Origin of the sequence: Haemophilus sp. oral taxon 851 str. F0397 (genome assembly GCF_000242295.1) — a bacterium.
Classification (GTDB): Bacteria; Pseudomonadota; Gammaproteobacteria; order Enterobacterales; family Pasteurellaceae; genus Haemophilus.
The window spans coordinates 222,486-246,943 of record NZ_JH591080.1 but is presented as its reverse complement, the minus strand read 5'-3'; the positions used below and the strand labels follow the sequence as shown (position 1 = coordinate 246,943).

At 37.6% G+C, this 24,458-nt stretch carries 26 protein-coding genes and 1 riboswitch; of the genes, 16 read left to right on the top strand and 10 right to left on the bottom strand.

Annotated elements, in window-relative coordinates; all coding sequences use genetic code 11:
• Nucleotides 1-37 precede the first annotated feature (37 nt).
• From HMPREF9096_RS02220 to fbpC, 4 genes are all read left to right on the top strand, one after another.
• The gene (locus HMPREF9096_RS02220) at nt 38-1,585 is read left to right on the top strand and encodes a class I SAM-dependent methyltransferase (protein WP_009766887.1); all 1,548 of its coding nucleotides are present in this window, start codon (nt 38-40) and stop codon (nt 1,583-1,585) included.
• Between the two features lie 165 nt (nt 1,586-1,750).
• Nucleotides 1,751-2,749 (top strand): iron ABC transporter substrate-binding protein, encoded by a 999-nt coding sequence (locus HMPREF9096_RS02225; RefSeq protein ID WP_009766885.1) that lies wholly within the window; start codon nt 1,751-1,753, stop codon nt 2,747-2,749.
• 70 nt (nt 2,750-2,819) lie between these two features.
• Nucleotides 2,820-4,340, top strand: coding sequence for an iron ABC transporter permease (locus HMPREF9096_RS02230; RefSeq protein WP_032803535.1), 1,521 nt, complete (start codon nt 2,820-2,822; stop codon nt 4,338-4,340).
• Nucleotides 4,327-5,397, top strand: coding sequence for a Fe(3+) ABC transporter ATP-binding protein FbpC (gene fbpC / locus HMPREF9096_RS02235; RefSeq protein ID WP_009766883.1), 1,071 nt, complete (start codon nt 4,327-4,329; stop codon nt 5,395-5,397). Before HMPREF9096_RS02230 ends, fbpC begins: the two co-directional genes overlap by 14 nt.
• Before the next feature lie 35 nt (nt 5,398-5,432).
• Here the strand turns inward: fbpC and HMPREF9096_RS02240 are convergent, their stop codons facing one another.
• Genes HMPREF9096_RS02240 through HMPREF9096_RS02255 form a run of 4 tightly spaced genes read right to left on the bottom strand, consistent with a single transcriptional unit; the run spans nt 5,433 to nt 8,026 of the window.
• The gene (locus HMPREF9096_RS02240; RefSeq protein WP_009766882.1) at nt 5,433-6,113 is read right to left on the bottom strand and encodes a M15 family metallopeptidase; all 681 of its coding nucleotides are present in this window, start codon (nt 6,111-6,113) and stop codon (nt 5,433-5,435) included.
• 1 nt (nt 6,114) lies between these two features.
• Complete coding sequence (gene dapE / locus HMPREF9096_RS02245) at nt 6,115-7,248, bottom strand: succinyl-diaminopimelate desuccinylase (RefSeq protein ID WP_009766881.1); 1,134 nt, start codon at nt 7,246-7,248, stop codon at nt 6,115-6,117.
• A 26-nt stretch (nt 7,249-7,274) separates the two neighbouring features.
• Nucleotides 7,275-7,619 carry an ArsC family reductase gene (locus tag HMPREF9096_RS02250; RefSeq protein WP_009766880.1) on the bottom strand — a complete coding sequence of 115 codons (345 nt, stop codon included), beginning with the start codon at nt 7,617-7,619 and terminating at the stop codon, nt 7,275-7,277.
• An 8-nt stretch (nt 7,620-7,627) separates the two neighbouring features.
• Nucleotides 7,628-8,026 (bottom strand): helix-turn-helix domain-containing protein, encoded by a 399-nt coding sequence (locus tag HMPREF9096_RS02255; RefSeq protein WP_032803534.1) that lies wholly within the window; start codon nt 8,024-8,026, stop codon nt 7,628-7,630.
• Nucleotides 8,027-8,206: 180 nt separating this feature from the next.
• Here HMPREF9096_RS02255 and HMPREF9096_RS09335 point away from each other — a divergent pair, with 180 nt between their 5' ends.
• A complete protein-coding gene (locus HMPREF9096_RS09335; protein WP_162836956.1) occupies nt 8,207-8,362 on the top strand; it encodes a hypothetical protein in 156 nt (51 codons plus the stop codon).
• A gap of 137 nt (nt 8,363-8,499) precedes the next feature.
• Here the strand turns inward: HMPREF9096_RS09335 and htpG are convergent, their stop codons facing one another.
• Together htpG and HMPREF9096_RS02265 are read right to left on the bottom strand one after the other, a co-directional pair.
• A complete protein-coding gene (htpG, locus tag HMPREF9096_RS02260) occupies nt 8,500-10,380 on the bottom strand; it encodes a molecular chaperone HtpG (RefSeq protein WP_032803533.1) in 1,881 nt (626 codons plus the stop codon).
• A 121-nt stretch (nt 10,381-10,501) separates the two neighbouring features.
• Nucleotides 10,502-11,563 carry an ABC transporter substrate-binding protein gene (locus tag HMPREF9096_RS02265; RefSeq protein WP_009766876.1) on the bottom strand — a complete coding sequence of 354 codons (1,062 nt, stop codon included), beginning with the start codon at nt 11,561-11,563 and terminating at the stop codon, nt 10,502-10,504.
• A 48-nt stretch (nt 11,564-11,611) separates the two neighbouring features.
• Nucleotides 11,612-11,701: riboswitch (TPP riboswitch) on the bottom strand.
• Between the two features lie 120 nt (nt 11,702-11,821).
• Here HMPREF9096_RS02265 and uvrD point away from each other — a divergent pair.
• The 5 genes from uvrD to HMPREF9096_RS02290 all read left to right on the top strand — a co-directional run bounded on the left by uvrD (nt 11,822) and on the right by HMPREF9096_RS02290 (nt 17,985).
• A complete protein-coding gene (uvrD, locus tag HMPREF9096_RS02270) occupies nt 11,822-14,002 on the top strand; it encodes a DNA helicase II (protein WP_009766875.1) in 2,181 nt (726 codons plus the stop codon).
• A 91-nt stretch (nt 14,003-14,093) separates the two neighbouring features.
• On the top strand, nt 14,094-15,095 hold the full coding sequence (locus HMPREF9096_RS02275) for an ABC transporter permease subunit (RefSeq protein WP_009766874.1): 1,002 nt from the start codon (nt 14,094-14,096) through the stop codon (nt 15,093-15,095).
• A gap of 14 nt (nt 15,096-15,109) precedes the next feature.
• Nucleotides 15,110-15,997 carry an ABC transporter permease subunit gene (locus tag HMPREF9096_RS02280; protein WP_032803531.1) on the top strand — a complete coding sequence of 296 codons (888 nt, stop codon included), beginning with the start codon at nt 15,110-15,112 and terminating at the stop codon, nt 15,995-15,997.
• Nucleotides 15,998-16,006: 9 nt separating this feature from the next.
• On the top strand, nt 16,007-16,999 hold the full coding sequence (gene dppD, locus HMPREF9096_RS02285) for a dipeptide ABC transporter ATP-binding protein (protein WP_009766872.1): 993 nt from the start codon (nt 16,007-16,009) through the stop codon (nt 16,997-16,999).
• Between the two features lie 2 nt (nt 17,000-17,001).
• Entirely contained in the window at nt 17,002-17,985 is a 984-nt protein-coding gene (locus HMPREF9096_RS02290) for a peptide ABC transporter ATP-binding protein (RefSeq protein ID WP_009766871.1), read from the top strand.
• A 95-nt stretch (nt 17,986-18,080) separates the two neighbouring features.
• Here HMPREF9096_RS02290 and HMPREF9096_RS02295 read toward each other — a convergent pair whose 3' ends face one another.
• A complete protein-coding gene (locus HMPREF9096_RS02295; RefSeq protein ID WP_009766870.1) occupies nt 18,081-18,392 on the bottom strand; it encodes a hypothetical protein in 312 nt (103 codons plus the stop codon).
• Between the two features lie 15 nt (nt 18,393-18,407).
• Nucleotides 18,408-18,743 carry a hypothetical protein gene (locus HMPREF9096_RS02300; protein WP_009766869.1) on the bottom strand — a complete coding sequence of 112 codons (336 nt, stop codon included), beginning with the start codon at nt 18,741-18,743 and terminating at the stop codon, nt 18,408-18,410.
• 91 nt (nt 18,744-18,834) lie between these two features.
• Between HMPREF9096_RS02300 and HMPREF9096_RS02305 the strand changes: the two genes are divergently transcribed.
• Nucleotides 18,835-19,086: a helix-turn-helix domain-containing protein gene (locus HMPREF9096_RS02305; RefSeq protein WP_032803530.1), complete on the top strand. Its 252-nt coding sequence runs from the start codon at nt 18,835-18,837 to the stop codon at nt 19,084-19,086.
• 58 nt (nt 19,087-19,144) lie between these two features.
• Here the strand turns inward: HMPREF9096_RS02305 and HMPREF9096_RS02310 are convergent, their stop codons facing one another.
• On the bottom strand, nt 19,145-19,951 hold the full coding sequence (locus HMPREF9096_RS02310) for a DNA ligase (RefSeq protein ID WP_032803539.1): 807 nt from the start codon (nt 19,949-19,951) through the stop codon (nt 19,145-19,147).
• Nucleotides 19,952-20,158: 207 nt separating this feature from the next.
• Between HMPREF9096_RS02310 and lpcA the strand changes: the two genes are divergently transcribed.
• The 5 genes from lpcA (at nt 20,159) to artM (ending at nt 23,689) form a co-directional block, all read left to right on the top strand.
• Nucleotides 20,159-20,743 carry a D-sedoheptulose 7-phosphate isomerase gene (gene lpcA / locus HMPREF9096_RS02315; protein WP_009766866.1) on the top strand — a complete coding sequence of 195 codons (585 nt, stop codon included), beginning with the start codon at nt 20,159-20,161 and terminating at the stop codon, nt 20,741-20,743.
• Between the two features lie 125 nt (nt 20,744-20,868).
• Entirely contained in the window at nt 20,869-21,600 is a 732-nt protein-coding gene (gene artP, locus HMPREF9096_RS02320) for an arginine ABC transporter ATP-binding protein ArtP (protein WP_009766864.1), read from the top strand.
• A gap of 17 nt (nt 21,601-21,617) precedes the next feature.
• Entirely contained in the window at nt 21,618-22,337 is a 720-nt protein-coding gene (locus HMPREF9096_RS02325; protein ID WP_009766863.1) for a lysine/arginine/ornithine ABC transporter substrate-binding protein, read from the top strand.
• Nucleotides 22,338-22,340: 3 nt separating this feature from the next.
• Nucleotides 22,341-23,006 (top strand): arginine ABC transporter permease ArtQ, encoded by a 666-nt coding sequence (gene artQ / locus HMPREF9096_RS02330; protein WP_009766862.1) that lies wholly within the window; start codon nt 22,341-22,343, stop codon nt 23,004-23,006.
• The gene (gene artM / locus HMPREF9096_RS02335) at nt 23,006-23,689 is read left to right on the top strand and encodes an arginine ABC transporter permease ArtM (protein WP_009766861.1); all 684 of its coding nucleotides are present in this window, start codon (nt 23,006-23,008) and stop codon (nt 23,687-23,689) included. Before artQ ends, artM begins: the two co-directional genes overlap by 1 nt.
• Before the next feature lie 232 nt (nt 23,690-23,921).
• On the opposite strand, the gene HMPREF9096_RS02340 is transcribed toward artM, so the two are convergent.
• Entirely contained in the window at nt 23,922-24,434 is a 513-nt protein-coding gene (locus HMPREF9096_RS02340) for an OmpW family outer membrane protein (protein WP_009766860.1), read from the bottom strand.
• Nucleotides 24,435-24,458: the final 24 nt, after the last annotated feature.

Genomic DNA, 24,458 nt, shown 5'->3' with positions numbered 1-24,458 from the left:
ATATGCATTCTTAATTATGTGACAAGCTGGATATATTATGACTGAACAAAATAACCCTTACGACGAACTTAGATACTACTCAAGACCCTTTTCTTACACGAGCATTGCGCTTTTGGAAGGGAATGCAACATTATGGGGATTAACACCACCAGCACTCAAAGGTGCTAAAGTATTAGAATTAGGTTCTTCTTTTGGTGGAAACTTAATTTCTCAAGCTGTTTATTATCCAGATACTGAATTTGTGGGCATTGATTTAGCAGATAGTCAAATTACTCAAGGTAATGAAATCATCAAATCAATGGGATTAACAAACGTTCATTTAGAAACAAAAAATATTCTCGATATTACGCCTGAATTTGGTATGTTTGACTACATCATCGTACATGGTATTTATTCTTGGGTACCTGATAATGTGAAAGATAAAATCCTTGAGGTTTGTCATGAGAATTTAACCCCGAACGGTATTGCTTATATTTCTTACAACACTTATCCCGGTTGGAAAAGCCGCGAAGTTGCACGGGATATTATGCTCTATGCCAATAAATACACTCAGGATTTACCGCTCTCTGAACAAACTCGTCGTGGCAAAGCCGTTGTTCAATTATTCTCTGATGCAATTAAATCGATTGAATCTGAAAAAGTAAAAAATCAAAAACGAATTGAAAACTTTGATGATATTCAAACAAAAGGTGATCATTACGTAGCACATGAATATCTCGAATATCACAACCACCCTCTCTATTTAAATCAATTTGTTGATAGCCTACATCAACATCAATTGGCTTATATTGGCGATACGGATTTTCAACTTTCATATATTTCTTGGATGCCGCAACATCTCCGTGACATGATCAATCAATTATCCGAAACAGATTATGTTGCACGTGAGCAATGCCTCGATTATCTTTACGATGTAGCATTTAGAAGAAGTTTACTATGCCATGCTCATTTACAAGATAAAATTAATCGCACTGAAAATATAGATATAAGTTTATTGGATAAATTAACCTTCATTAATAAAGGTAGAGAAAATAATCTAGGTAACATATTCAATAATCAAGACGTTTCAAAATTACTTGAACAATTTATCTATCAAGTAGATAGTTTTACAATTAAATCCTTAACCGATTATGTATCTAACAACAAAAGTTTTGAAAATATCACTGAACAGGAAATTTACTCTTCCGTATTGTTAGCAATTATCTTGGGTTATATCAATGTTTTTCTCACACCTTATCAAACATATACATTTGAAGATAACAAAACTTATGTACCAAAACGATTTACTCAATATGTACAGGTCTTATTAGAAGGTGCAGATCAATATATCGGTGCAGGCAATATGTATAACTGTGGAGTTGAAGATTTAAATGAACTGCATGTTTATATGATGTCTCAAATGGAAAAACCGACAACTAAAGCAACACTTAATTCGTCACTCAAAGCGTATTTAATTGAAAGTGGCTACAAAGATATGAACAACAACGAAAAACTCATTGATGAAGAGTTTGATTGTTCAGGATTATGTGATTCTATTTGTACAGTATTAGCAAACTTGGGTTACATCCAACCAACCACACTATAAACAAAATTCAAAGCAATCAATATATTGAAGGGGAGCTAACCGCTCTCCTTTTTCTTTGTCAAAAGAAAAATTGAGAATTATTTGCATTTGAATGAATTTATAAATAGAATGAAGGCTATTCAAACTTAATTAAAACATTCATTCTCATAAAACAAGGAGTTTTCAATGACATTCAAATCTTTCAAAATTGCGACACTCGCTGCCGCACTTACATTCTCAGCAAGTAGCTTTGCCGACATTACCGTTTACAACGGTCAACATAAAGAAGCTGCAAAAGCCGTAGCTGATGCATTTACGCAAGAAACTGGCATCAAAGTTACTTTAAATAGTGCTAAAAGTGAACAGTTAGCTGGTCAACTTAAAGAAGAAGGCGATAAAAGCCCAGCCGATGTATTCTATTCAGAACAAACATCTCCATTTGCCGCACTTTCTGAAGCGGGTTTATTAGAACCACTTTCAGCCAATACGATCAAACAAACCTCTCACCAAGGTGTACCTGTTGCGCCTAAAAAAGACTGGATTGCATTAAGTGGTCGTTCTCGTGTTGTGGTTTATGATCACACTAAATTATCTGAAAAAGATATGGAAAAATCAGTGCTTGATTACGCGACACCAAAATGGAAAGATAAAATCGGTTATGTACCAACCTCAGGTGCATTCTTAGAACAAGTTGTAGCCATTGTTAAACTAAAAGGCGAGAAAGTTGCGCTTAATTGGTTAAAAGGCTTAAAAGAAAATGGTAAACTTTACGCGAAAAACAGTGTTGCATTGCAAGCTGTTGAAAATGGCGAAGTACCTGCAGCCTTAATTAATAACTACTACTGGTATGCATTAGCAAAAGAAAAAGGCGCAGAAAACTTAAAAACTCGCTTGTACTTTATTCGTCATAAAGACCCTGGTGCGTTAGTCACTTACTCTGGTGCTGCAATCTTAAAATCATCTAAAAATAAAGAAGAAGCGAAAAAATTCGTGGACTTCTTAGCAAGCAAAAAAGGCCAAGAAGCCTTAGTTGCTGTACGTGCAGAATATCCATTACGTACAGATGTGATTTCTCCATTCAATATGGAACCTTATGCTAAATTGCAAGCGCCAGTAGTTTCAGCAACTACGGCTCAAGATAAAGAACAAGCAAATAAATTAATTGAAGAAGCTGGTTTAAAATAAGCCCGCTAACGTCGCAACTGTATTTTCACCAAAAGTGAAAATACAGTTGTAACATATAAAGGATTATCTTTTGACCCGAACTCCCCCACTTTGGCTCACCATCATTATTTTACTTATTGGTTTACCGCTCTTATTACCATTTCTGTATATTCTTTTCCGTGCGATTGAAGTCGGATTAGATCGTAGCTTTGAGCTTCTTATTCGCCCAAGAATGGCGGAATTACTCACCAACACAATGCTTCTCATGGTCTGTGTAACCATTGGTTCCATTTTTCTCGGTACGCTTTGTGCATTTTTGCTTGAACGCTATCGTTTTTTCGGTAAATCATTTTTTGAAGTGGCGATGAGTTTGCCACTTTGTATTCCAGCCTTTGTGAGCTGTTTTACTTGGATAAGCCTCACCTTTCGAGTCGAAGGTTTTTGGGGAACAATTGGCATCATGACATTAAGCTCTTTCCCACTCGCTTACTTGCCTATTTCAGCTACACTTAAACGACTAGATCGGTCCCTTGAAGAAGTAAGCCTTTCACTTGGGAAAAGCCAAACCTACACCTTTTGGTACGCTATTTTCCCACAATTAAAACCAGCAATCGGTAGTAGTTTATTGCTAATAGCATTACATATGCTGGTAGATTTCGGTGCAGTTTCAATTTTAAATTACCAAACATTCACCACTGCGATTTTTCAAGAATATGAAATGTCTTTTAATAACAGCACTGCAGCACTACTTTCAGCTGTATTAATGGCAATTTGTAGCATTATTGTGCTAGGAGAAACATTCTTCCGTGGTAAACAAACGCTTTACAACAGTGGTAAAGGCGTTACTCGTCCTTATCCAATAAAAACGCTTTCTTTTGGCAAACAATGTTTAACCTTCGTTTTTTTCTCTAGCATATTCATCTTAAGCATTGGCGTGCCTGTGATTATGTTAATTTACTGGCTTATTGTGGGAACTTCACTAGAAAGTGCGGGTGATTTTTCAGAATTTTTATCTGCATTCAGCAACTCATTTATCATTTCAGGCCTAGGCGCATTACTTACCGTAGTTTGTGCTTTGCCATTGGTTTGGGCAGCAGTACGCTATCGTAGCAAATTAACCTTTTGGATTGATCGGTTACCTTACCTATTACACGCCGTACCTGGCTTAGTTATCGCATTATCGCTTATCTACTTTACGATCAACTATGCCAACAGCTTATATCAAACCTTTTTAATTATCATCGTGGCTTACTTTATGCTCTATTTACCAATGGCACAAACCACACTTAGATCCTCACTTGAGCAACTTTCTGATAATATTGAGAAAGTAGGACAAAGCCTAGGACGAAGCCCATTCTATATTTTCCGAACTTTAACATTACCCGCAATGCTACCAGGCATTGCGGCGGCATTCTCTCTAGTATTTTTGAATTTAATGAAAGAGCTTACTGCAACACTTTTGCTCACGCCAAACGACATCAAAACCCTTTCGATTGCCGTTTGGGAATATACTAGTGATGCGCAATACGCTGCAGCAACGCCTTATGCCTTAATGCTCGTTCTCTTTTCAGGGATTCCTGTGTTTTTATTGAAAAAATATGCATTCAAATAAAATGATAAATAATCCGTTATTAACTGTTAAAAATATCAATAAATTTTTTAATGAACAACAAGTTCTACACGATATTTCCTTTACCCTGCAACGAGGTGAAATCCTCTTTTTGCTTGGCGCTTCTGGTTGTGGAAAAACAACGTTATTACGCGCAATTGCTGGATTTGAACAACCCAATACTGGCGAAATTTGGCTAAAAGAGCGGTTAATTTTTGGCGAGAATGCTAATATACCAACGCAACAGCGCCATTTAGGTTATGTGGTACAAGAAGGCGTTCTGTTCCCTCACTTAAATGTCTATCGCAATATTGCTTACGGATTGGGGAATGGAAAAGGGAAAACTGATGAGGAGAAAATGCGGATTGAGCAGGCAATGCAACTCACTGGAATTAGTGAACTGGCAGAACGTTTTCCTCACCAACTCTCAGGCGGACAACAACAACGTGTGGCGCTAGCTCGAGCACTAGCACCAAATCCAGAACTGATTTTATTAGACGAACCTTTTAGTGCCTTAGATGAACATCTTCGCCAGCAAATTCGTCATGATATGCTGAAAGCACTACGTCAAAGTGGTGCATCAGCGATTTTCGTCACCCATGATCGTGATGAAGCATTACGTTACGCGGATAAAATTGCCGTAATTCAGCAAGGAAAAATCTTGCAAATCGATACGCCTCGTACACTTTATTGGTCGCCTAATCATATTGAAACCGCAAGTTTTATTGGTGACAACATCGTGCTATTGGCGAATCTGATTGATGAAAACACAGTTCAATGCCAATTAGGTAATATTCCTGTAAAAAATAAATCAATCACTCTGAAACAAGGTAAGATTTTGCTTCGTCCAGAACAATTCAGCCTGTTTAAAACATCGGAAAATCCAACCGCACTTTTAAAAGGGCAAGTAAAACAAATTAAATTTAAAGGGAAAATTACCGCTATTCAAATTGAAATTAATGGCTACGCAATATGGATTGAGAACATCATTTTCCCTGATTTATCTATTGGCGATGAGCTGCCTATTTATTTGCATGGAAAAGGGCTTTTTTACGCCTAAGAATAAAGCCTTATCTTCACGATAAGGCTTTATTTTTAAACAATATATTCAGAAAAAATTTGTTCAAGATTTGATATTAAACAGTCTGCGCCTAAAATATTTTCCTCTTTCCACGCCTGTTGCAATATGTCTGGAGAAAATTGCTGGCTTGCCAATTCAGCTAACGGCAAATAACTGATATGCCAAGGCTCCCGCCCCACTTTCTTATTGGACTTCATATTCATAAAAGGTAAAGCAAAATCAAAGTGCGGTAAATTTTCGGTAAGAAATTCACTCAATTCAAAGAAATAGCCGCCTTTTTCATATTCCCAAGGATCCAGTTGTAAAGATTGACCTTGTGGCAAAAGATCAGGATCGAAAATATCCACTTCCGTTCCCCAATGATGACGGCTAGCACCCGGCAATGCAGACCAACGTAAAATCGCCTGACATTTTTGCCAGTCATCTAATTGGCTCAATTCTAATGCATTGCCTGCGTCATCATGGACTTTTCGCTCGCCCTTAAACTTGCTGTTCCAAATAAGCTGCTGGCGTTCAAAATCACGAAAACTACTCGCTGGCTGTAAATTAAATCCATTTTTTGCCGAACTTTTTTGCAGCCCTTGAAATGCGTTCACAGCTTGTATTTGCAAAAAATGATTTGATGAATGAGTTGCCGGTAAATTGACTAAATGCTCACGAGACTTTCCTGTAAGCATTTCTGGCGTTAATTTCATTTTAGCTATCCAATAAATTCACTAACATTTTGTGATAAATTTCACCGCACTTGCCAAGGTCTTCTACACTGACGCATTCATTTACTTTATGAATTGTTGCGTTAAGTGGACCAAATTCCACTACTTCAGCGCCCATCAATGCAATAAAACGACCATCTGACGTGCCACCACCTGTTTCAGCCTTTGGCGTTATGCCTGTGATTTCCTCAATAGCGGAGGTTATCGAATCTAATAATTTACCCGGTTTTGTTAAAAACGGCTTACCTGATAAATTCCATTCAATACGATATTTCAAATTATGTTTTTCTAGCATTTCAGCTACTTTTTGCTTAATGATTTTATCTGTTACTTCTGTGCAATAACGCAAATTGAACTGAATATATAACTCGCCTGGAATTACATTATTACTTCCCGTACCTGCGTGAATATTAGCAATTTGTAGGCTTGTTGGAGGGAAAAACTCATTACCTTCATCCCATTGGTAAGTTGTTAATTCTCGCAAAAATGGGGCTGCTTTATGGATTGGATTTTCAGCTAAATGCGGATATGCTACGTGTCCTTGAATCCCCTGAATATAAAGGTTTCCCGTAATTGAGCCGCGGCGACCATTTTTGACAACATCGCCTAAGTTTTTAGCACTCGATGGCTCGCCAACCATACAATAAGTAATTTTTTCATCACGCGCCATTAAAGTCTCAACCACACGCACAGTACCATCTTTTGCAGCTGCCTCTTCATCAGACGTAATCAATAATGCAATGGTACCTTTATGATTAGGATTTGCTTTTACATATTCTTCTGCCGCCACAATCATTGCAGCAAGAGATCCTTTCATATCCGCCGCACCACGACCATAAAGCATGCCATCAATAATCTCAGCAGAAAACGGCGGAGACGACCACTGATTTTCATCACCTGTAGGCACAACATCCGTATGACCTACAAAAGCAATAACTGGCTCACCCGTTCCATGTTTTGCCCATAAATTCAACGTATCATTAAAAGGCATCCATTCAATTTGAAAACCTAATTTTTCTAAACGTTCGGCAATAATTTTCTGACAGCCTTCATCATTAGGGCTAATAGACGGGCGACGAATTAAATCTTGCGCCAACAAAACCACTTTTTCTCTCATAAAAACTCCTAAAAAATAACCGCACTTTAAGCAAAAGCAGCCTGATATTCCTTTTCATTAAATCCAATTAATGCCTTTCCATCTTGTAAAATAATTGGACGTTTAATTAAAGTTGGATTCTCAGCCAACACGGAAAGTGCGGTGGTTTTATCAAGAGAATTTTTAACTTGCTCATCCAAATTACGCCAAGTTGTACTGCGTTTATTTACCAACACATCCCAACCAAATTTAGCTTCTGCTTGGACTAAAAAATTCGAATCTAAACCATCAACACGGTAGTCGTGAAGTTTGTGTTCAATATTGTGATCCGCCAGCCATTTCAACGCTTTTTTTACTGTATCACAATTTTTAATACCATAGACTATTAGCATAATATCCCCTAATCTTTCATTTGTTGTTTTAATAAATTTACTATATCTCTTAAAGTTTCTAATTCATTTTCTCTTTGTTTCAATAATTCATCTTTATGTTTTAATTCTAACTTTAATTTTTCTACTTCTAACTCAGCTGCTTGATTACCATAATAGTTATTACGAAAATGATTTTGATTATTTTCTCCACCAACTAAAATAACGCCGCTATCATGGGTAGATACCAAATCCAAAAGATCTATTTGTAGGACTGATGCTATCTGTTTCAATTTATGAAGGCTTATATTCGTTTCACCTCTTTCAATTTTTGCATATCCAGCCACAGACATATTCATTCTTTCAGCCATTTCCTCTTGAGACCATTGATTTAACTCTCTGAATAATCTTACTTTCTCATTAACGCTCATTTTAGACCTCATATTTTGTCAAGTAACAAATAGTATAGAACATCATTACAACTACTATCTTTTGCATAATATTCATAAAATTATAATTTCTAAGAATATACACCGCATGAAGATTTTAACCTAAAGTCAATTTAGTGTCGTGTTTTATTCATACTACGTTTAATTTACATTGGAGTATATATGAAAAAAATTGTAATGATTTTATTAGCAACATTTGCTTTAGGTACATTTTCATCTTTTGCTAACGCAGGAAGATGTGATCATTATTGGCAAACTGCAAAAGATGGCTCAGCCTGTGGAGATCGTGCCGCTGATCGTCGCCCAGGCGGACAATAAAAAAAAGAAAAGCCTACATTTATCTTATTTACAACTAAGTGATGAAAATAAGTTAGGTGGTGAAATAAATAAAATAATCTATTCAAAAATAGATTGAAACCAAAAACGCCTTGGAACTACACCAAGGCGTTTATTTATTATGCCAACAACTTATTAATGCGCTTAATAAACACAGCTGGGTTTTCCAAAGATCCGCGCTCTACTAACATAGCTTGTTCGAGCAACAATTCCACCCAATTAGCAAATTCTGTTTCATCGGCAATATCAGCCACTTTTTTCACTAAATGGTGTTCTGGATTAAGTTCAAAAGTGTATTTTACTTCTGGTACAGGTTGCCCTGCGGCTGCAAACAATTTCGCCATTTGGGTCGTCATTTGATCATTATCTGTCGAAACTACCGCTGGTGTATCCGTTAAATTGTGGGTTAAACGCACCGTTTTCACACGTTCGCCAAGCAAGTTTTTCACGCGCTCAATAAAACTACCCAAGGCTTCATCTTGTTGTTTTTGTGTTTCAGATTCTTTATCCGCTAAATCGCCTAAATCCAAATCGGCTTTCGTGATACTTTGTAATTGTTTACCATCGAATTCAGTTAAATAGCTTAACATCCATTCATCAATACGATCGGAAAGTAATAAAACCTCAATGCCTTTTTTATTGAATAATTCCAAGTGTGGGCTATTTTTCGCTGCCACATAGCTGTCCGCTGTAATGTAATAGATAGCTTTTTGCCCCTCTTTCATACGCGAGATGTAATCTTCTAAAGACACAGTTTGCTCGCTGCTATCATTATGCGTTGAAGCAAAACGCAATAACTTCGCGACAGTTTCTTTGTTAGCAAAATCTTCTGCTGGGCCTTCTTTCAAGACTAAACCAAACTCTTTCCAGAATTGAAGATATTTTTCTGCATCATCTTTTGCTAATTTTTCTAGCATTTGTAATGAACGCTTAGTTAATGCTTTGCGTAATGCAGCCGTAATTTTGTTATCTTGCAAAATTTCACGAGACACATTTAATGGCAAGTCATTGCTATCGATTAAACCACGCATAAAACGGAGATAATTCGGCATAAATTGCTCAGCATCATCCATAATAAATACGCGTTGAACATAAAGTTTTAAGCCGTGTTTATGTTCGCGATTAAATAAATCCCAAGGTGCTTTAGCTGGCACATAAAGCAAACTAGTATATGCTTGATTTCCTTCAACTTTGTTATGCGCCCAAGTCACAGGATCTGCAAAATCATGGCTTAAGTGTTTATAAAACTCTTTGTATTCCTCATCGGAAACATCATTTTTAGAACGCGTCCAAAGTGCATCGGATTTATTAATTTTCTCCCATTTTTCACCGCACTCTTTGCCTTCATCATCATATTCTTTCGTTAGCATTTCTACTGGCAAGCCAATATGGTCAGAATATTTACCGATAATTTCACGCAAACGCCATTCGTTTAAAAATTCTTTTTCATCTTCGCGTAAATGTAAAATCACATCTGTGCCACGGGATTTTTTCTCAATATCCGCCACAGAATATTCGCCTTCACCCGCAGATTCCCAAAGTACCGCTTTATCAGCCTCTTCGCCAGCTGCTCTGGTTTTTACAGTCACTTTATCTGCCACAATAAAAGCTGAATAAAACCCCACACCAAATTGCCCAATAAGTTGGCTATTTTTTGCTTGGTCTTGGCCAAGTGCGGTTAAAAATTCTTTTGTTCCTGATTTTGCAATCGTACCCAAATGATCGATTACTTGCTCGCGAGTCATACCAATGCCGTTATCGCTAATTGTGATCGTTCCTTTATCCTCATCAAAGCTAACACGGACACGCAAGTCGCCATCAGCTTCATATAAAGCAGGGTTGGAAAGTGCTTTAAAGCGTAATTTATCTGCTGCATCAGAGGCATTAGAAATTAATTCACGTAAGAAAATTTCTTTGTTGGAATACAAAGAATGAATCATTAATTGGAGAAGTTGTTTGACTTCAGATTGGAAGCCGCGAGTTTCTTGATTTTGTGACATAATTTTTTCCTTCATAAAGATAAAAATTGAACGTCACAGATATAAGAATAAAAAGAAAGATTTCAAGGGGAAAAGCAAAGTGCGGTGAATTTTCACCTCACTTTGCTTAGACTAGTATCAATTACTCTTTTCTTTCCTTCACATTTTCAACCCAGCGTTCTATTAATCGTTTCGCTTCTTGATCCGAACCAAATTTGATGAAATCAATATCAAGTAATTTAAGTTTTGCCGGCTCTGAAAGATGTGGATGCGCTTTGGCATGAATATTTGTTGGCAGTTGGTAAGAATCCGCCTCACGCCAAGGAATTTCTTGAGCTTCAGCAGAAAGAACAAAATCGACAAAGCGTTTAGCATTATCTAAATTGCGCCCATTTTTAATGATACTGACCGCCCCTAACGTATATCCTGTGCCTTCGCAAGGTAAAGCACCAATAACCGATGCGCCTTTATCCTTTTCACGCACATAAGTATGCATAAAACCAATATCAACTGCAGCTGCGCCCGTAGAAATATTAGCCGTTGCTAATCCAGTTTTCGTGTATTGAGCAATGTTTTTATCAAGTTCTTTCAAATAAGCAAAGGCTTTATCTTCGCCCATAATTTCAATTAAAGTTGTAAGAATGGTGTAGCCAGTGCCCGATACTCGAGGATCTGGATATTGAATTAACCCTTTAAATTCTGGTTTTAATAAATCAGCATAACATTGAGGTTTCGCGATATTTTTTTCAGCTAGCAGTTTTTCATTCATCCCAATGCCAAGCTCCATAAGATAAATAATCGACGTGGTATCGCCACGTTGTTCAGTGAGCTTTTTGAATTGAGGCATAATTTCTTTTTGCAGAGGTGAACGATAATTTTCTAACAAACCAGCATCTCGCGCTTGAAAGTGCGGTTCCAATGTACCGCCATACCACACATCTGCTTGTGGATTTTCTTTTTCGGCTTTGATTTTGCCTAATACAGTCCCAGTGCTATTACGCACAAACTGAGTGTCCACATTATATTTTTTGCTAAACGCGTGAGCGACTTTTTCACAAGTCGTATTTTGGACACTGCAATACAGCACTAATTTGCCTTCCGCTTGAGCAGGGGTTGATAAACTTAATCCTAATAAGCCGCAACCAAGCACACTGGAAAGTGCGGTCAATTTAAAAGAATTTTTTAAAGAAAAAGAGAGTGTCATGATGCATCCTTACTTATATGAATACAGAAAAAAGTAAGTCAGCCCTTTAAGGAGGAGAGATTAGTTTCCTACGCCAGTGCTAACTGTTTCAGGTTCACGGGTATTTTCTCAGCGATGTCCGCACCCCGACTAACCGCGAATCAATATAAGTTGTAATACTATTTTTGTAAAGTCTGATAAGTTTATGATTTTCTTGATTGTGATATAAAAAAATTAGACTTATAATTCCTGTAAATTTGAACAGATAAAAATTTCATCATGGATATTTCTGAATTACTTGACGGACTTAACGATAAACAACGCGAAGCCGTAGCAGCTCCTCTTGGTAATCACTTAGTGCTAGCTGGTGCAGGCTCTGGCAAAACGCGTGTATTGACGCACCGTATCGCTTGGTTAATTGCGGTAGAAAATATTTCTGAAGGCAGCATTATGGCAGTAACGTTTACCAATAAAGCAGCAGCAGAAATGCGTCATCGTATTCAATCTACACTTGCCAAACACGCACAACATCAATTATTTGGTATGTGGATTGGAACCTTCCACAGCATTGCCCATCGTTTATTGCGAGCTCATCATTTAGATGTAGGATTGCCACAAGATTTCCAAATTTTAGATTCAGAAGATCAACTTCGTTTAATTAAACGGTTATTAAAATTACATAATTTTGATGAAAAAGCTTTTCCCCCTAAACAGGCTTGTTGGTACATCAATAACAAAAAAGATGAAGGATTGCGACCAAACGACATTGAAGATTTTAATGATCGCCAAGAACGAGAATGGATTAAAATTTATAAGATCTATCAAGACACCTGCGATCGCGCAGGATTAGTCGATTTTGCTGAATTATTAATTCGGGCCTATGAATTATTTGAGAAAAAACCATTAATTTTGCAACGTTATCAACAACGTTTTCAACATATTTTGGTGGATGAGTTTCAAGATACCAATAAAATTCAATATAAGTGGATCAAAATTCTCGCGGGAGAAACAGGCAAAGTCATGATCGTGGGCGATGATGATCAATCTATTTATGGCTGGCGTGGCGCACAAATCGAAAATATTCAAAAATTCTTGAAAGATTTTAAAGCAGAAACCATTCGCCTTGAACAAAACTATCGTTCTACCGCCAATATCCTAAACAGCGCAAATGAATTAATTGCAAACAATAGTGATCGTCTTGGTAAAAATTTATGGACAGAGGGTGAAAAAGGCGATCCTGTGGGCATCTATGCCGCTTTTAATGAATTAGACGAAGCAAAATTTGTTGCTTCACAAATTCAGGATTGGGTAGAACATGGTGGAAAACTTGATGATTGCGCTGTACTTTATCGTAGTAATAGCCAATCACGCGTTATTGAAGAAGCTTTAATTCGTTGTCAAATTCCATATCGTATTTATGGCGGTATGCGTTTCTTTGAACGCCAAGAAATTAAAGATGCTTTAGCCTATCTTCGTTTGATTAATAATCGTCAAGATGATGCAGCTTTTGAGCGTGTAATTAATACGCCAACCCGTGGCATTGGTGACCGCACTTTAGATATATTGCGTAACTTAACACGCGAACGCCAAATTACCTTATGGCAAGCAGTACAAGTCGCAACACAAGAAAATATGTTAGCTGGGCGAGCCTCAACAGCATTATTGCGTTTCCAGGAATTAATTAATTCACTACAACTTGATACCACAGAAATGCCACTTTTCGCACAAACTGATTTTGTGATTAAACATTCGGGTTTATATGAAATGTATAAACAAGAAAAAGGTGAAAAAGGCGAAGTGCGTATTGAAAACTTGGAAGAATTAGTTACCGCGACCCGTGAATTCATCAAACCTGATGATGCAGAAGATATGACGGAACTCACCGCCTTTTTAACGCACGCTTCTTTAGAAGCGGGTGAAGAACAAGCTTCTCCACATCAATCTTGTGTAGAAATGATGACATTACACTCCGCTAAAGGCTTAGAATTTCCTCGTGTATTTATGGTTGGCGTAGAAGAAGGTTTATTCCCTAGTTTCCGTTCTTTTGAGGAACCTGGACGTTTAGAAGAAGAACGTCGTTTAGCTTATGTCGGCATTACTCGCGCGAAGAAAAAACTGACAATTTCTTATGCAGAAAGCCGTCGATTATATGCCAAAGAAGAACGCCATTTGCCATCACGTTTTATCGCAGAATTACCACAAGAATGTATCCAAGAAATTCGTTTACGAGGAACTGTTACGCGTGCGATGAATCTAGCAAAAGTTGGTTCAGTATCTCCTGTCGGTACAAATGAAAATGAATGGAAAATGGGGCAAAAAGTCAAACACGAAAAATTTGGTTTTGGCACTGTGATTAATGTGGAAGGATCTGAAAATAACACACGTTTACAAATAGCATTCCAAGCGCAAGGCATTAAATGGTTGATTGCGCATTTGGCAAAACTGGAAAAAGTGCGGTAGAATCCAGAAGCGTTTTTATTTTTTACCGATTAATTTCTTTGAAAAGTGCGGTGAATTTTTACCGCACTTTTATTGTCTATTGAGTGCTGGAATGTTTAAATTTGTTTTCAAACGTATCTTAATGGTGATTCCTACTTTTATTGCCATTACTTTTATCACTTTTGCCCTTGTGCATTTTATTCCTGGCGATCCAGTTGAAATAATGATGGGCGAACGTGGCTTAACACCTGAAATACATCAACAAATGATGCATCAATTAGGCTTAGATCTTCCTTTGCATGAACAATATTTTCATTATATTGCTAAAGTGCTACAAGGTGATTTTGGGGCATCATTCCGCACTCAACAACCTGTTCTTACGGAATTCTTTACACTTTTCCCTGCCACAGCTGAATTGGCATTTTTTGCGTTATTTTGGTCGTTATTAGGCGGAGTGATTTTAGGCACGATTGCTGCAGTAAAAAAAGATAGTTGGATTTCTCACACAGTTACAGCTGCATCGCTCACAGGTTATTCTATGCCAATTTTCTGGTGGGGATTGATTTTAATTTTATACGTTTCACCACAACTCGGTTTGCCACAAGGCGGACGTTTAGATAATGAATTTTGGATCGATACACCAACAGGATTTATGCTCATTGATAGCTGGCTTTCTGGTATGCCCGGAGCCTTCGAAAATGCGGTTAAATCCTTAATTCTTCCTGCAATAGTCCTAGGCACAGTTCCTCTCGCTATTATTACGCGTATGACACGCTCTGCAATGTTGGAAGTGTTAGGTGAAGATTACATTCGCACGGCAAAAGCAAAAGGCCTAAGTTATACTCGAATCGTTATTGTGCATGCATTACGTAATGCGTTAATTCCTGTTGTCACTGTGGTCGGATTAATCGTTGGTCAATTGCTTTCTGGTGCCGTACTCACAGAAACCATTTTTTCATGGCCAGGAATTGGAAAATGGATTATTGATGCCATTCAAGCGCGCGATTATCCAGTATTACAGGGTTCTGTACTGATTATTGCGACAATTATTATTGTGGTGAATTTAACCGTCGATTTACTTTACGGCGTGGTCAATCCGCGTATCCGTCATTAATTGTGGGAGAGATTATGTCTGACACGCCCTTAACTTTTGCACCGAAAACGCCCTTGCAAGAATTTTGGTTTTACTTCAAACAAAACCGAGGCGCGCTAATCGGTTTAACCTTCATTGTGATTGTTGCCTTAATCAGTATTTTCGCGCCTTATATTGCGCCTTTTGATCCAACAGAACAAAATCGTACAGCACTTTTACTGCCTCCCGCTTGGTATGAAGGCGGCAATCCTGCCTATCTACTCGGAACAGATGATATTGGGCGAGATATCCTTTCTCGCATCATTTACGGAACGCGAATTTCCGTCTTTGCGGGATTTGTCATTGTATTGCTATCTTGTGCCTTTGGTACTAGTCTTGGCTTGATTTCTGGTTATTATGGCGGTGTGCTAGATACAATTATTATTCGACTAATTGATATTATGCTCGCGATTCCAAACTTACTTTTGACGATTGTAGTCGTCTCTATTTTAGAGCCATCACTCGCCAATGCGACTTTAGCGATCGCCGTTGTATCGATTCCTAGCTATGTGCGTTTAACTCGAGCAGCGGTGATGAATGAAAAAAATCGTGATTATGTCACCTCGTCTAAAGTCGCTGGCGCAGGTGTTCTTCGCCTCATGTTTATTGTGATTTTACCAAACTGTTTAGCGCCCTTGATTGTGCAAATGACGATGGGAATTTCCAATGCGATCTTAGAACTCGCAACACTTGGTTTCTTAGGCATTGGAGCAAAACCACCTACACCTGAGCTTGGCACAATGCTTTCAGAAGCTCGTGGTTTTATGCAAGCAGCAAATTGGTTAGTCACAATTCCCGGCTTAGTTATTTTATCTCTAGTGCTCGCCTTTAACTTAATGGGTGATGGCTTGCGTGATGCACTTGATCCAAAACTCAAACAATAGGAAAACAGAATGGCATTATTAGACGTAAAAGAACTTTCTGTTCACTTTGGCGATAAAAATACGCCATTTAAAGCAGTGGATCGCATCAGCTATCAAGTCGCACAAGGCGAAGTGCTTGGCATTGTGGGTGAATCGGGCTCAGGTAAATCCGTGAGTTCTCTCGCAATTATGGGATTAATTGATCATCCTGGACGTGTATCTGCAGAATCCTTGCAATTTGAAAACACAAATTTACTCACTTTGGATAATAAAGTCAAACGCCAGCTTATTGGTGCTGATGTTGCGATGATTTTCCAAGATCCGATGACAAGCTTGAATCCAGCTTATACTGTGGGTTTCCAAATTATGGAAGCGTTAAAAACTCATGAAGGCGGTACAAAAAAGGCAAGAAAAGACCGCACTTTAGAGCTTTTAAGATTGGTCGGTATCCCAGATCCTGAATCTCGAATTGATGTTTATCCCCATCAGCTGTCTGGTGGAATGAGCCAGCGGGTGATGATTGCTATGGCAATTGCTTGTAGACCTAAATTATTGATTGCCGATGAGCCAACAACTGCGTTAGATGTCACTATTCAAGCACAAATTATGGAACTCTTACTCGAATTGCAGAAAAAAGAATGCATGTCGCTGATTTTGATTACCCATGATCTTGCGCTTGTTGCCGAAGCTGCAGATCGAATTATCGTGATGTATGCTGGCCAAATCGTTGAAGAAGGCACTGCAAAAGATATTTTCCGCGAGCCAAAACATCCTTACACTCAGGCATTGTTACGTTCATTACCTGAATTTGCAGAAGGAAAATCTCGCTTAGCGTCATTACAAGGTGTAGTACCTGGAAAATACGATCGACCGACAGGCTGCTTATTAAATCCTCGCTGTCCTTATGCAACCGAATACTGTCGCCAGGTCGAACCTCAATTGCACCATATCGGTTCTCGTAAAGTAAAATGCCATACTCCGCTGAACGAGCAAGGCAATCCCGTTGAATATCAAGGAGCTTAATAATGACGAATGAAGTAAAAGAAAATGCGCCATTATTAAATGCGATTGGCTTAAAAAAATATTACTCTGTAAAAAAAGGCTTGTTTGCAAAACCACAGCAAGTGAAAGCCTTAGATGGTGTCTCTTTTCAGCTTGAACGAGGTAAAACTTTAGCTGTCGTGGGTGAATCAGGTTGTGGTAAATCAACGCTAGGGCGTTTGCTAACCATGATTGAACAACCAACCAAAGGCGAACTGTATTACAAAGGGCATAATTTTTTAGAAAATGATTCTGAAACAAAGGCACTACGTCGTAAAAAAATTCAAATAGTTTTCCAAAATCCTTATGCGTCATTAAATCCACGTAAAAAAATTGGTTCAATTTTGGAAGAACCATTAATCATCAATACAAAACTTTCAGCCAAAGAACGTCGAGAAAAAGTTTTATCAATGATGGAAAAAGTGGGATTGCGCGCTGAATTTTATGATCGTTATCCTCACATGTTCTCAGGCGGACAACGCCAGCGTATCGCCATCGCTCGTGGCTTAATGTTAGAACCAGATGTTGTTGTTGCCGATGAACCTGTTTCTGCATTGGATGTTTCCGTGCGTGCGCAAGTACTGAATTTAATGATGGACTTACAAGATGAATTAGGCTTGTCTTACGTGTTCATTTCACACGATCTTTCTGTGGTAGAGCATATCGCTGATGAAGTGATGGTGATGTATCTAGGTCGTTGTGTCGAAAAAGGGACGACAGAGCAAATCTTCTCTAATCCTCAACATCCTTACACCAAAGCGTTACTTTCAGCGACGCCTCGTTTGTCACCAAATTTGCGCCGTGAACGTATAAAGTTGACGGGTGAATTGCCAAGCCCGATTAATCCGCCAAAAGGCTGTGCATTTAATCCTCGTTGTTGGAAAGCAACAGAAAAATGTCGTGAAAATCAACCGCACTTGGAGCAACATACTGATGGAAAATTAATCGCTTGTTTCCATATTAACTAAACATAAAACAATCCCCTGATTATTAATCAGGGGATTGTTGACCAATAGCATTTAGCATCTTTACATAATGCTCTCGCTAAATCATTGTAATACAGTTAATTACATACTGTGCCAACGCTACTTCCCCAATTTGTACAAGAATGACCAGTATTTGTATCAATCGTTGTACTGTAACTTCCGCGATCATAGGTCTGGTAATTTTGTCCACCAGAACCTAATGTTGTGCCATTAAACGTACTATACGTTTCACCTGTATTGTTATTTCTAATGGTATTTCCCATTTGAGTATAAGATGAACCATTACTCCCCACAACAGTGTTACTACCCACAGGTGACCAAACTACATTAGCAAATGATGAAACAGCAAAAGTAGAACCTAAAATGCCTAAAAATAGTGCTTTTTTCATATCAACTCCTAAATCTTATTTACTACCACATCCTGGCAAACTTCTATCAATAACTAAGTTACCTTCTGCAATATAACTTACAGTAAAGAAATTATTTTCCAATTTAATTACAGCATCAGAAAGGGCGACAGCACATTTATTTTTTTCAATAGCGTTATCAACAGCATTTTTCATATAAACAACATTGGTTGTTTTATCTATTCCGGCAACACGATCTCCTCTCACTAAGGAATTAGAGTTAAGGTTTACATTCTTTGTACTAACTAAAGTAAAATCACCAACACGGTGTGTCACACAAGCAGAAAGCAATCCAGCAGCAATAAGACAAGAGATAAGTTTTAATTTTTTCATCGTAATTTCCTCGGTTTATTTAAATTAATAAATAACGTTCAGGTTGTACCTAAAACAGGTGCAAGTATACATTGCACCTAAAATAGGTGCAATGGGAAATTTAAGATTATCGGTTCATTCAGAAGAACATTTCTGGCTAAGACAGAAACTGCTGAATCGCCGTCATGAATTAGGACTAACACAACGCGCATTAGCTGAAAAATTGGGTGTTGTGCATTCGTTTGTCGGTAAGGTTGAAACTGGTGACCGGCGATTAGATGTATTTGAATTATTAGAATACTGTAAAGCCCTAGAGCTAAATCCTTCAGAATTATTTAATGAAATCAACCAAAGATTCGGTTGAATCTTCTCTAGGTATTATAAAGTTTAAGTTATGAAATAAACGCTTCAACTCTCCGTTACTACTTTCTCTCTCGCCAATAGGTTGCAAATCGAGGTTTTCCACTATTCGTAAGGCCTCGATATTTATAAGTAATCAAGGATCCTATCGGAGGCGGATTTTCTCGTTCGTTTAAATTAAAACCCGAACCGATTTTAAATTCTCCCCGATGATTTTTACAGGTTAAAGCGCCCATCACATTTTCAAATTGTCCTTTGCCTTTATGATGTGCAATGACCGTACACTCTTCATCTTGAGTTGTTTTCAATTTTAAAATCCGATGGCTACGTTTTCGTTCATAAGATGCATAAGGATCTCGTACTACGACGCCTTCCCCCTTCAAAGATTCGATTTGATTAAGAAACTCATATAAATGCGCTTTATCTCTCACTGGGATTTGTTCAATAATTTCAATGTAAGTTGTTGGATGTTCAAGTAAATACGCTTTCAATTTAGCTAAACGATCAAATAAATTACCTTCTGCATCAGGGACATCAAAAACATACAATTTCAGTTTTTCCCAACCATTGCCTTTGAAAGATTTTGTGATTGATGAAATTTCCTCAAAATGATTTCGCTCACTAAATAATTCACCATCAATCGCAAAAGGTGGAAAATCCTTGGTGAAATAGGCTGGCGGTGATAAACGTTGCCCTTGTCGAGTTAATAATTGCTTTCCATCCCAATAACCGCGTACACCATCTAATTTTTCAGACATCACCCAACCTTCTATTGATTGATTATCGTAGGTATGAAGAAGCATTAAATCTGTGTTAGCCAAAGCGAAAGAGCTCACGAAGAAAAGTAACAAAGTGCGGTAAAATTTCATGATGTTTTTGTAAATTTTAGTGCTGATCATTTTTCTCAGAATACGTTTATCCGGAATAATCCTAAAGCACGCAAATTCACTATTACGATCTAAATCGCAAAAAATCATCATTTCATCGGAAAAAGATGAATTTTTATTTACGCTAGCGAAGAATGTTTATCTGCTATACAATGCCATCGCGATTTTATTCCCAACAAGGAGCAATCAATGTATTTAGAGCAAATAAAAGCGGAACTTGTGGAAGCACAAGATGTATTAAACAAATTTATTTCTGACAAAAATAACATTAAATTAATTCAAGAAGCAGCATTATTAATTTCCAACAGCTTCAAACAAGGAGGCAAAGTGCTTTCTTGTGGTAATGGCGGTTCGCACTGTGATGCGATGCATTTTGCAGAAGAATTAACGGGTCGTTATCGTGAAAATCGTCCTGGCTACCCCGCTATTGCGATTTCAGATGTAAGTCATTTAAGCTGTGTAAGTAATGATTTTGGCTATGAATATGTCTTTTCACGCTATGTTGAAGCGGTGGGTCAAAAAGGTGACGTGTTATTCGGTTTATCAACCTCTGGCAATTCAAAAAACATTTTAAACGCCGTTGAAGCTGCAAAAGCAAAAGGCATGAAAGTCATTGCAATGACAGGCAAAGACGGGGGAAAAATGGCTGGGTTAGCGGATGTTGAAATTCGTGTACCACATTTCCGTTATGCAGATCGTATTCAAGAAATCCATATCAAAGTCATTCATATTTTAATGATGTTAATTGAATTCGAGATGGTTAAAGAAGCCTAAAGTGCGGTTGATTTCAATTGAATTTCTAAAATCCCAAATTTTTTTGGGATTTTTTATTTATGTTGCTTGCATAATTATGCATAAAAATGTAATATTTTTTCATCTTAGAAGACGAGAAAATTGAAATGACTATTTGTGTTAAAAATCTAAATTTCTTTTACGGTTCATCTCAAGCATTATTTGATATTAATCTTGAAGCTAATGAGGGGGATACCGTTGTATTGCTTGGCCCAAGTGGCGCAGGTAAAAGCACATTGATTCGCACATTAAATTTATTAGAAGTACCAAAATCTGGTGAATTAAGCATTGCAAACAATGATTTTAATTTATCCAATGCAATGGCAAATCCCAAAGCCATCCGACAATTACGTCAAGATGTAGGAATGGTATTTCAACAATATCACCTTTGGCCGCACTTAACTGTTATTGAAAACTTAATTGAAGCGCCAATGAAAGTGCGTGGCGTAAGCGAAAATGAAGCTAAAGCAGATGCAATGGAGTTGTTAAAACGTTTACGTTTAGAACAACTAGCAGATCGCTTTCCATTACATTTATCAGGTGGTCAGCAACAACGTGTTGCAATAGCCCGGGCACTGATGATGAAGCCACAAGTTCTATTATTTGATGAACCAACGGCTGCATTGGATCCTGAAATTACGGCACAAGTTGTAGATATTATTAAAGAATTACAAGAAACCGGCATTACGCAAGTGATTGTGACCCACGAAGTCAATGTTGCACAAAAAGTAGCAACAAAAGTGGTATATATGGAACAGGGAAAAATTGTCGAAATAGGCTCGGCAGATTGTTTTGAAAACCCGAAAACCGAACAATTTAAACAATATCTTTCTCACTAGAGAATAAGGATTTTATTATGAAAAAAACATTATTAACTGCAATTTTATTAGGCGTATCTGTAGCAGCAAGCGCACAAGAGCTTACTTTTGCCATGGAACCTAGCTATCCACCATTTGAAACCACAAATGAAAAAGGCGAGATTATTGGCTTTGATGTCGATGTGGCGAATGCAATTTGTAAAGAAATCCAAGCAACCTGTAAATTCAAAGGCGAAGCTTTTGATGCATTAATTCCAAATTTAAAAGCAAAACGCTTTGATGCATCCATTTCCGCTATTGATATTACCGATGCGAGAGCAAAACAGGTTTTATTCTCTGATGCATATTACGATAGCACTGCAAGCTATGTAACCCTTAAAGGAAAAGCAACGTTAGAAAGTGCAAAAAATGTTGGCGTTCAAAATGGAACCACATTCCAACAATACACAGTAGCTGAAACCAAACAATATACAACTAAGGCTTATGCGAGCTTACAAAGCGCAATTTTAGACTTAAAGAGCGGTAGAATTGATATGATTTTTGGTGATACCGCAGTACTTGCAGATATGATTAGCAAAGAACCAGAAATGCAATTTGTAGGCGAAAAAGTAGCAAATAAAAAATATTTTGGTAATGGTTTAGGCATTGCGATGCATAAATCAAATAAAGAATTAGCTGAGCAATTAAACAAAGGTTTAGCTGCAATTAAAGCAAATGGTGAATACCAAAAAATCTATGATAAATGGATGACAAAATAATCTATGAGTTATGACTTTCTTTCTTTAATGTTTACCGCAGCCCTAATGACTTTAGGGCTTGCGGTCTGTTCATTAATCCTAGGGTTATTTTTAAGCCTAATTTTTGCCCTACTTGAAGCAAATCGTTTTGTTGGTAAACCAACGGCAATACTCATTGCCTTATTGCGTGGTTTACCTGAAATTCTCGTTGTATTACTCGTGTATTTTGGTTCTACTGAATTAGTAGAAATGCTGACAGGCGAATATATCGAATTTGGTGCATTTGGCTGTGGTGTATTTGCACTTTCTCTCATTTTTGCAGCTTATGCTTCACAAACATTACGCGGCGCAATTCAAGCTATTCCAAAAGGTCAATGGGAGTCTGGTGCGGCGTTAGGCTTAAGCAAAAGCTATACGTTTATTCACATTGTCATGCCACAAGTATGGCGTCATGCCTTACCAGGTTTAAGCAATCAATGGCTTGTATTACTAAAAGATACAGCATTGGTTTCATTGATTGGTGTGGACGATTTGATGCGCCAAGCGGATCTGATTAATACCAATACACATCAACCCTTTACTTGGTACGGTATTGCTGCGTTAATTTATTTAGCGGTAACATTAATTAGCCAAGTTGGTATTCGAAAATTAGAGCTACGTTTTACTCGTTTTGAAAGGGGCGTGAAATAATGTTTCAAGAATATTTAAGCGTGATCGCACAAGGGATTCCAACGAGTTTGTTGCTTACAGTCGTATCATTACTGATTGCCTTCTGTTTGGCATTATTTCTCACTTTTTTACTTTCAATGGAAAATAAATGGGTAAAAAGAGCGGTTAATTTATACCTTACTTTATTCACTGGCACGCCATTGTTAGTACAGTTCTTTTTAATTTATGCGGGGCCTGGTCAATTCCAGTGGATTATTGACAGCCCATTATGGTATCTCTTGTCCAATGCCTGGTTCTGTGCTGCATTGGCTTTAGCGCTAAACAGTGCGGCCTATTCTACACAATTATTTCATGGTGCGGTGAAAGCCATTCCAAAAGGACAATGGGAAAGTTGTGCAGCATTAGGATTAAACCGCATACAAACTTTAAAAATTTTAATTCCTTATGCCTTAAAACGTGCTTTGCCGTCTTACAGTAACGAAATTATTTTGGTATTTAAAGGCACGGCATTAGCTTCTACCATTACGATTATGGATATTATGGGTTATGCTCGCCAACTTTATGGTACAGAATATGATGCACTGACAATTTACGGCATTGCGGGCGGCATCTATTTGATTATTACGGGTATTGCGACTTTATTGCTACGTAAATTAGAGAAAAAAGTATTGGCATTTGAACGTTTTGAAGTAAGCAAAGCATAAAGTGCGGTAGAATCTTTAGTCATTTTTAAATCCCAACCTAGGTTGGGATTTTTTATATTTTAATGTGATAGTTCTCTCAAAAAGATATTGAAAAATAAGATTTCCGAGAGTTTTTAACTACATTTTTACTCAACTCTTTTCTACTCCGCCCTAAAATAAATAACGGTGATCGCCTTAGACGATCACCGTTAAATTAAAGTGTTTAATAAAAGAATTTTACGTATTGTAAAAATTAGAATCCGTAACCCACACCAACTTTCGCACCATAGTTATTAACTTTGGTGTTATCAAAACTACCTAGACGATTGTATTCAACACCGCCATTTGCATACCAGTTGCCATCTAATTTATATTTAGCACCCGCTACAACACCATAGCCAATTTTAGTTTCAGAAGAACTTTTATATACTTGGTTAGCTCTATTATCATATTTGAATTGGTTAGCTGCTACACGAGCGCCTACATAAGGCTGCACTTTAGAATTCGTGTCAAAATCATATAATACTGATGCACCTAAACCGTGAATTTTAGCACCATCAACTTTTCCATGATGAGTATAATCACCCGCAACACGCGTATTTCCTAATTTATAACCAACCGCTACACGAGGTTCAACTCGAGTATTATTGCTACCGTTTGCTTTAGTTTGAGATAAACCGATATCGCCTTCAGCATAGATATTCGCATTTGCAATAGAAGCAAAGGCAAATGCACCAACAATAACTGCTAATAAAGATTTTTTCATTGGATAACTCCTTTATTTATTGAA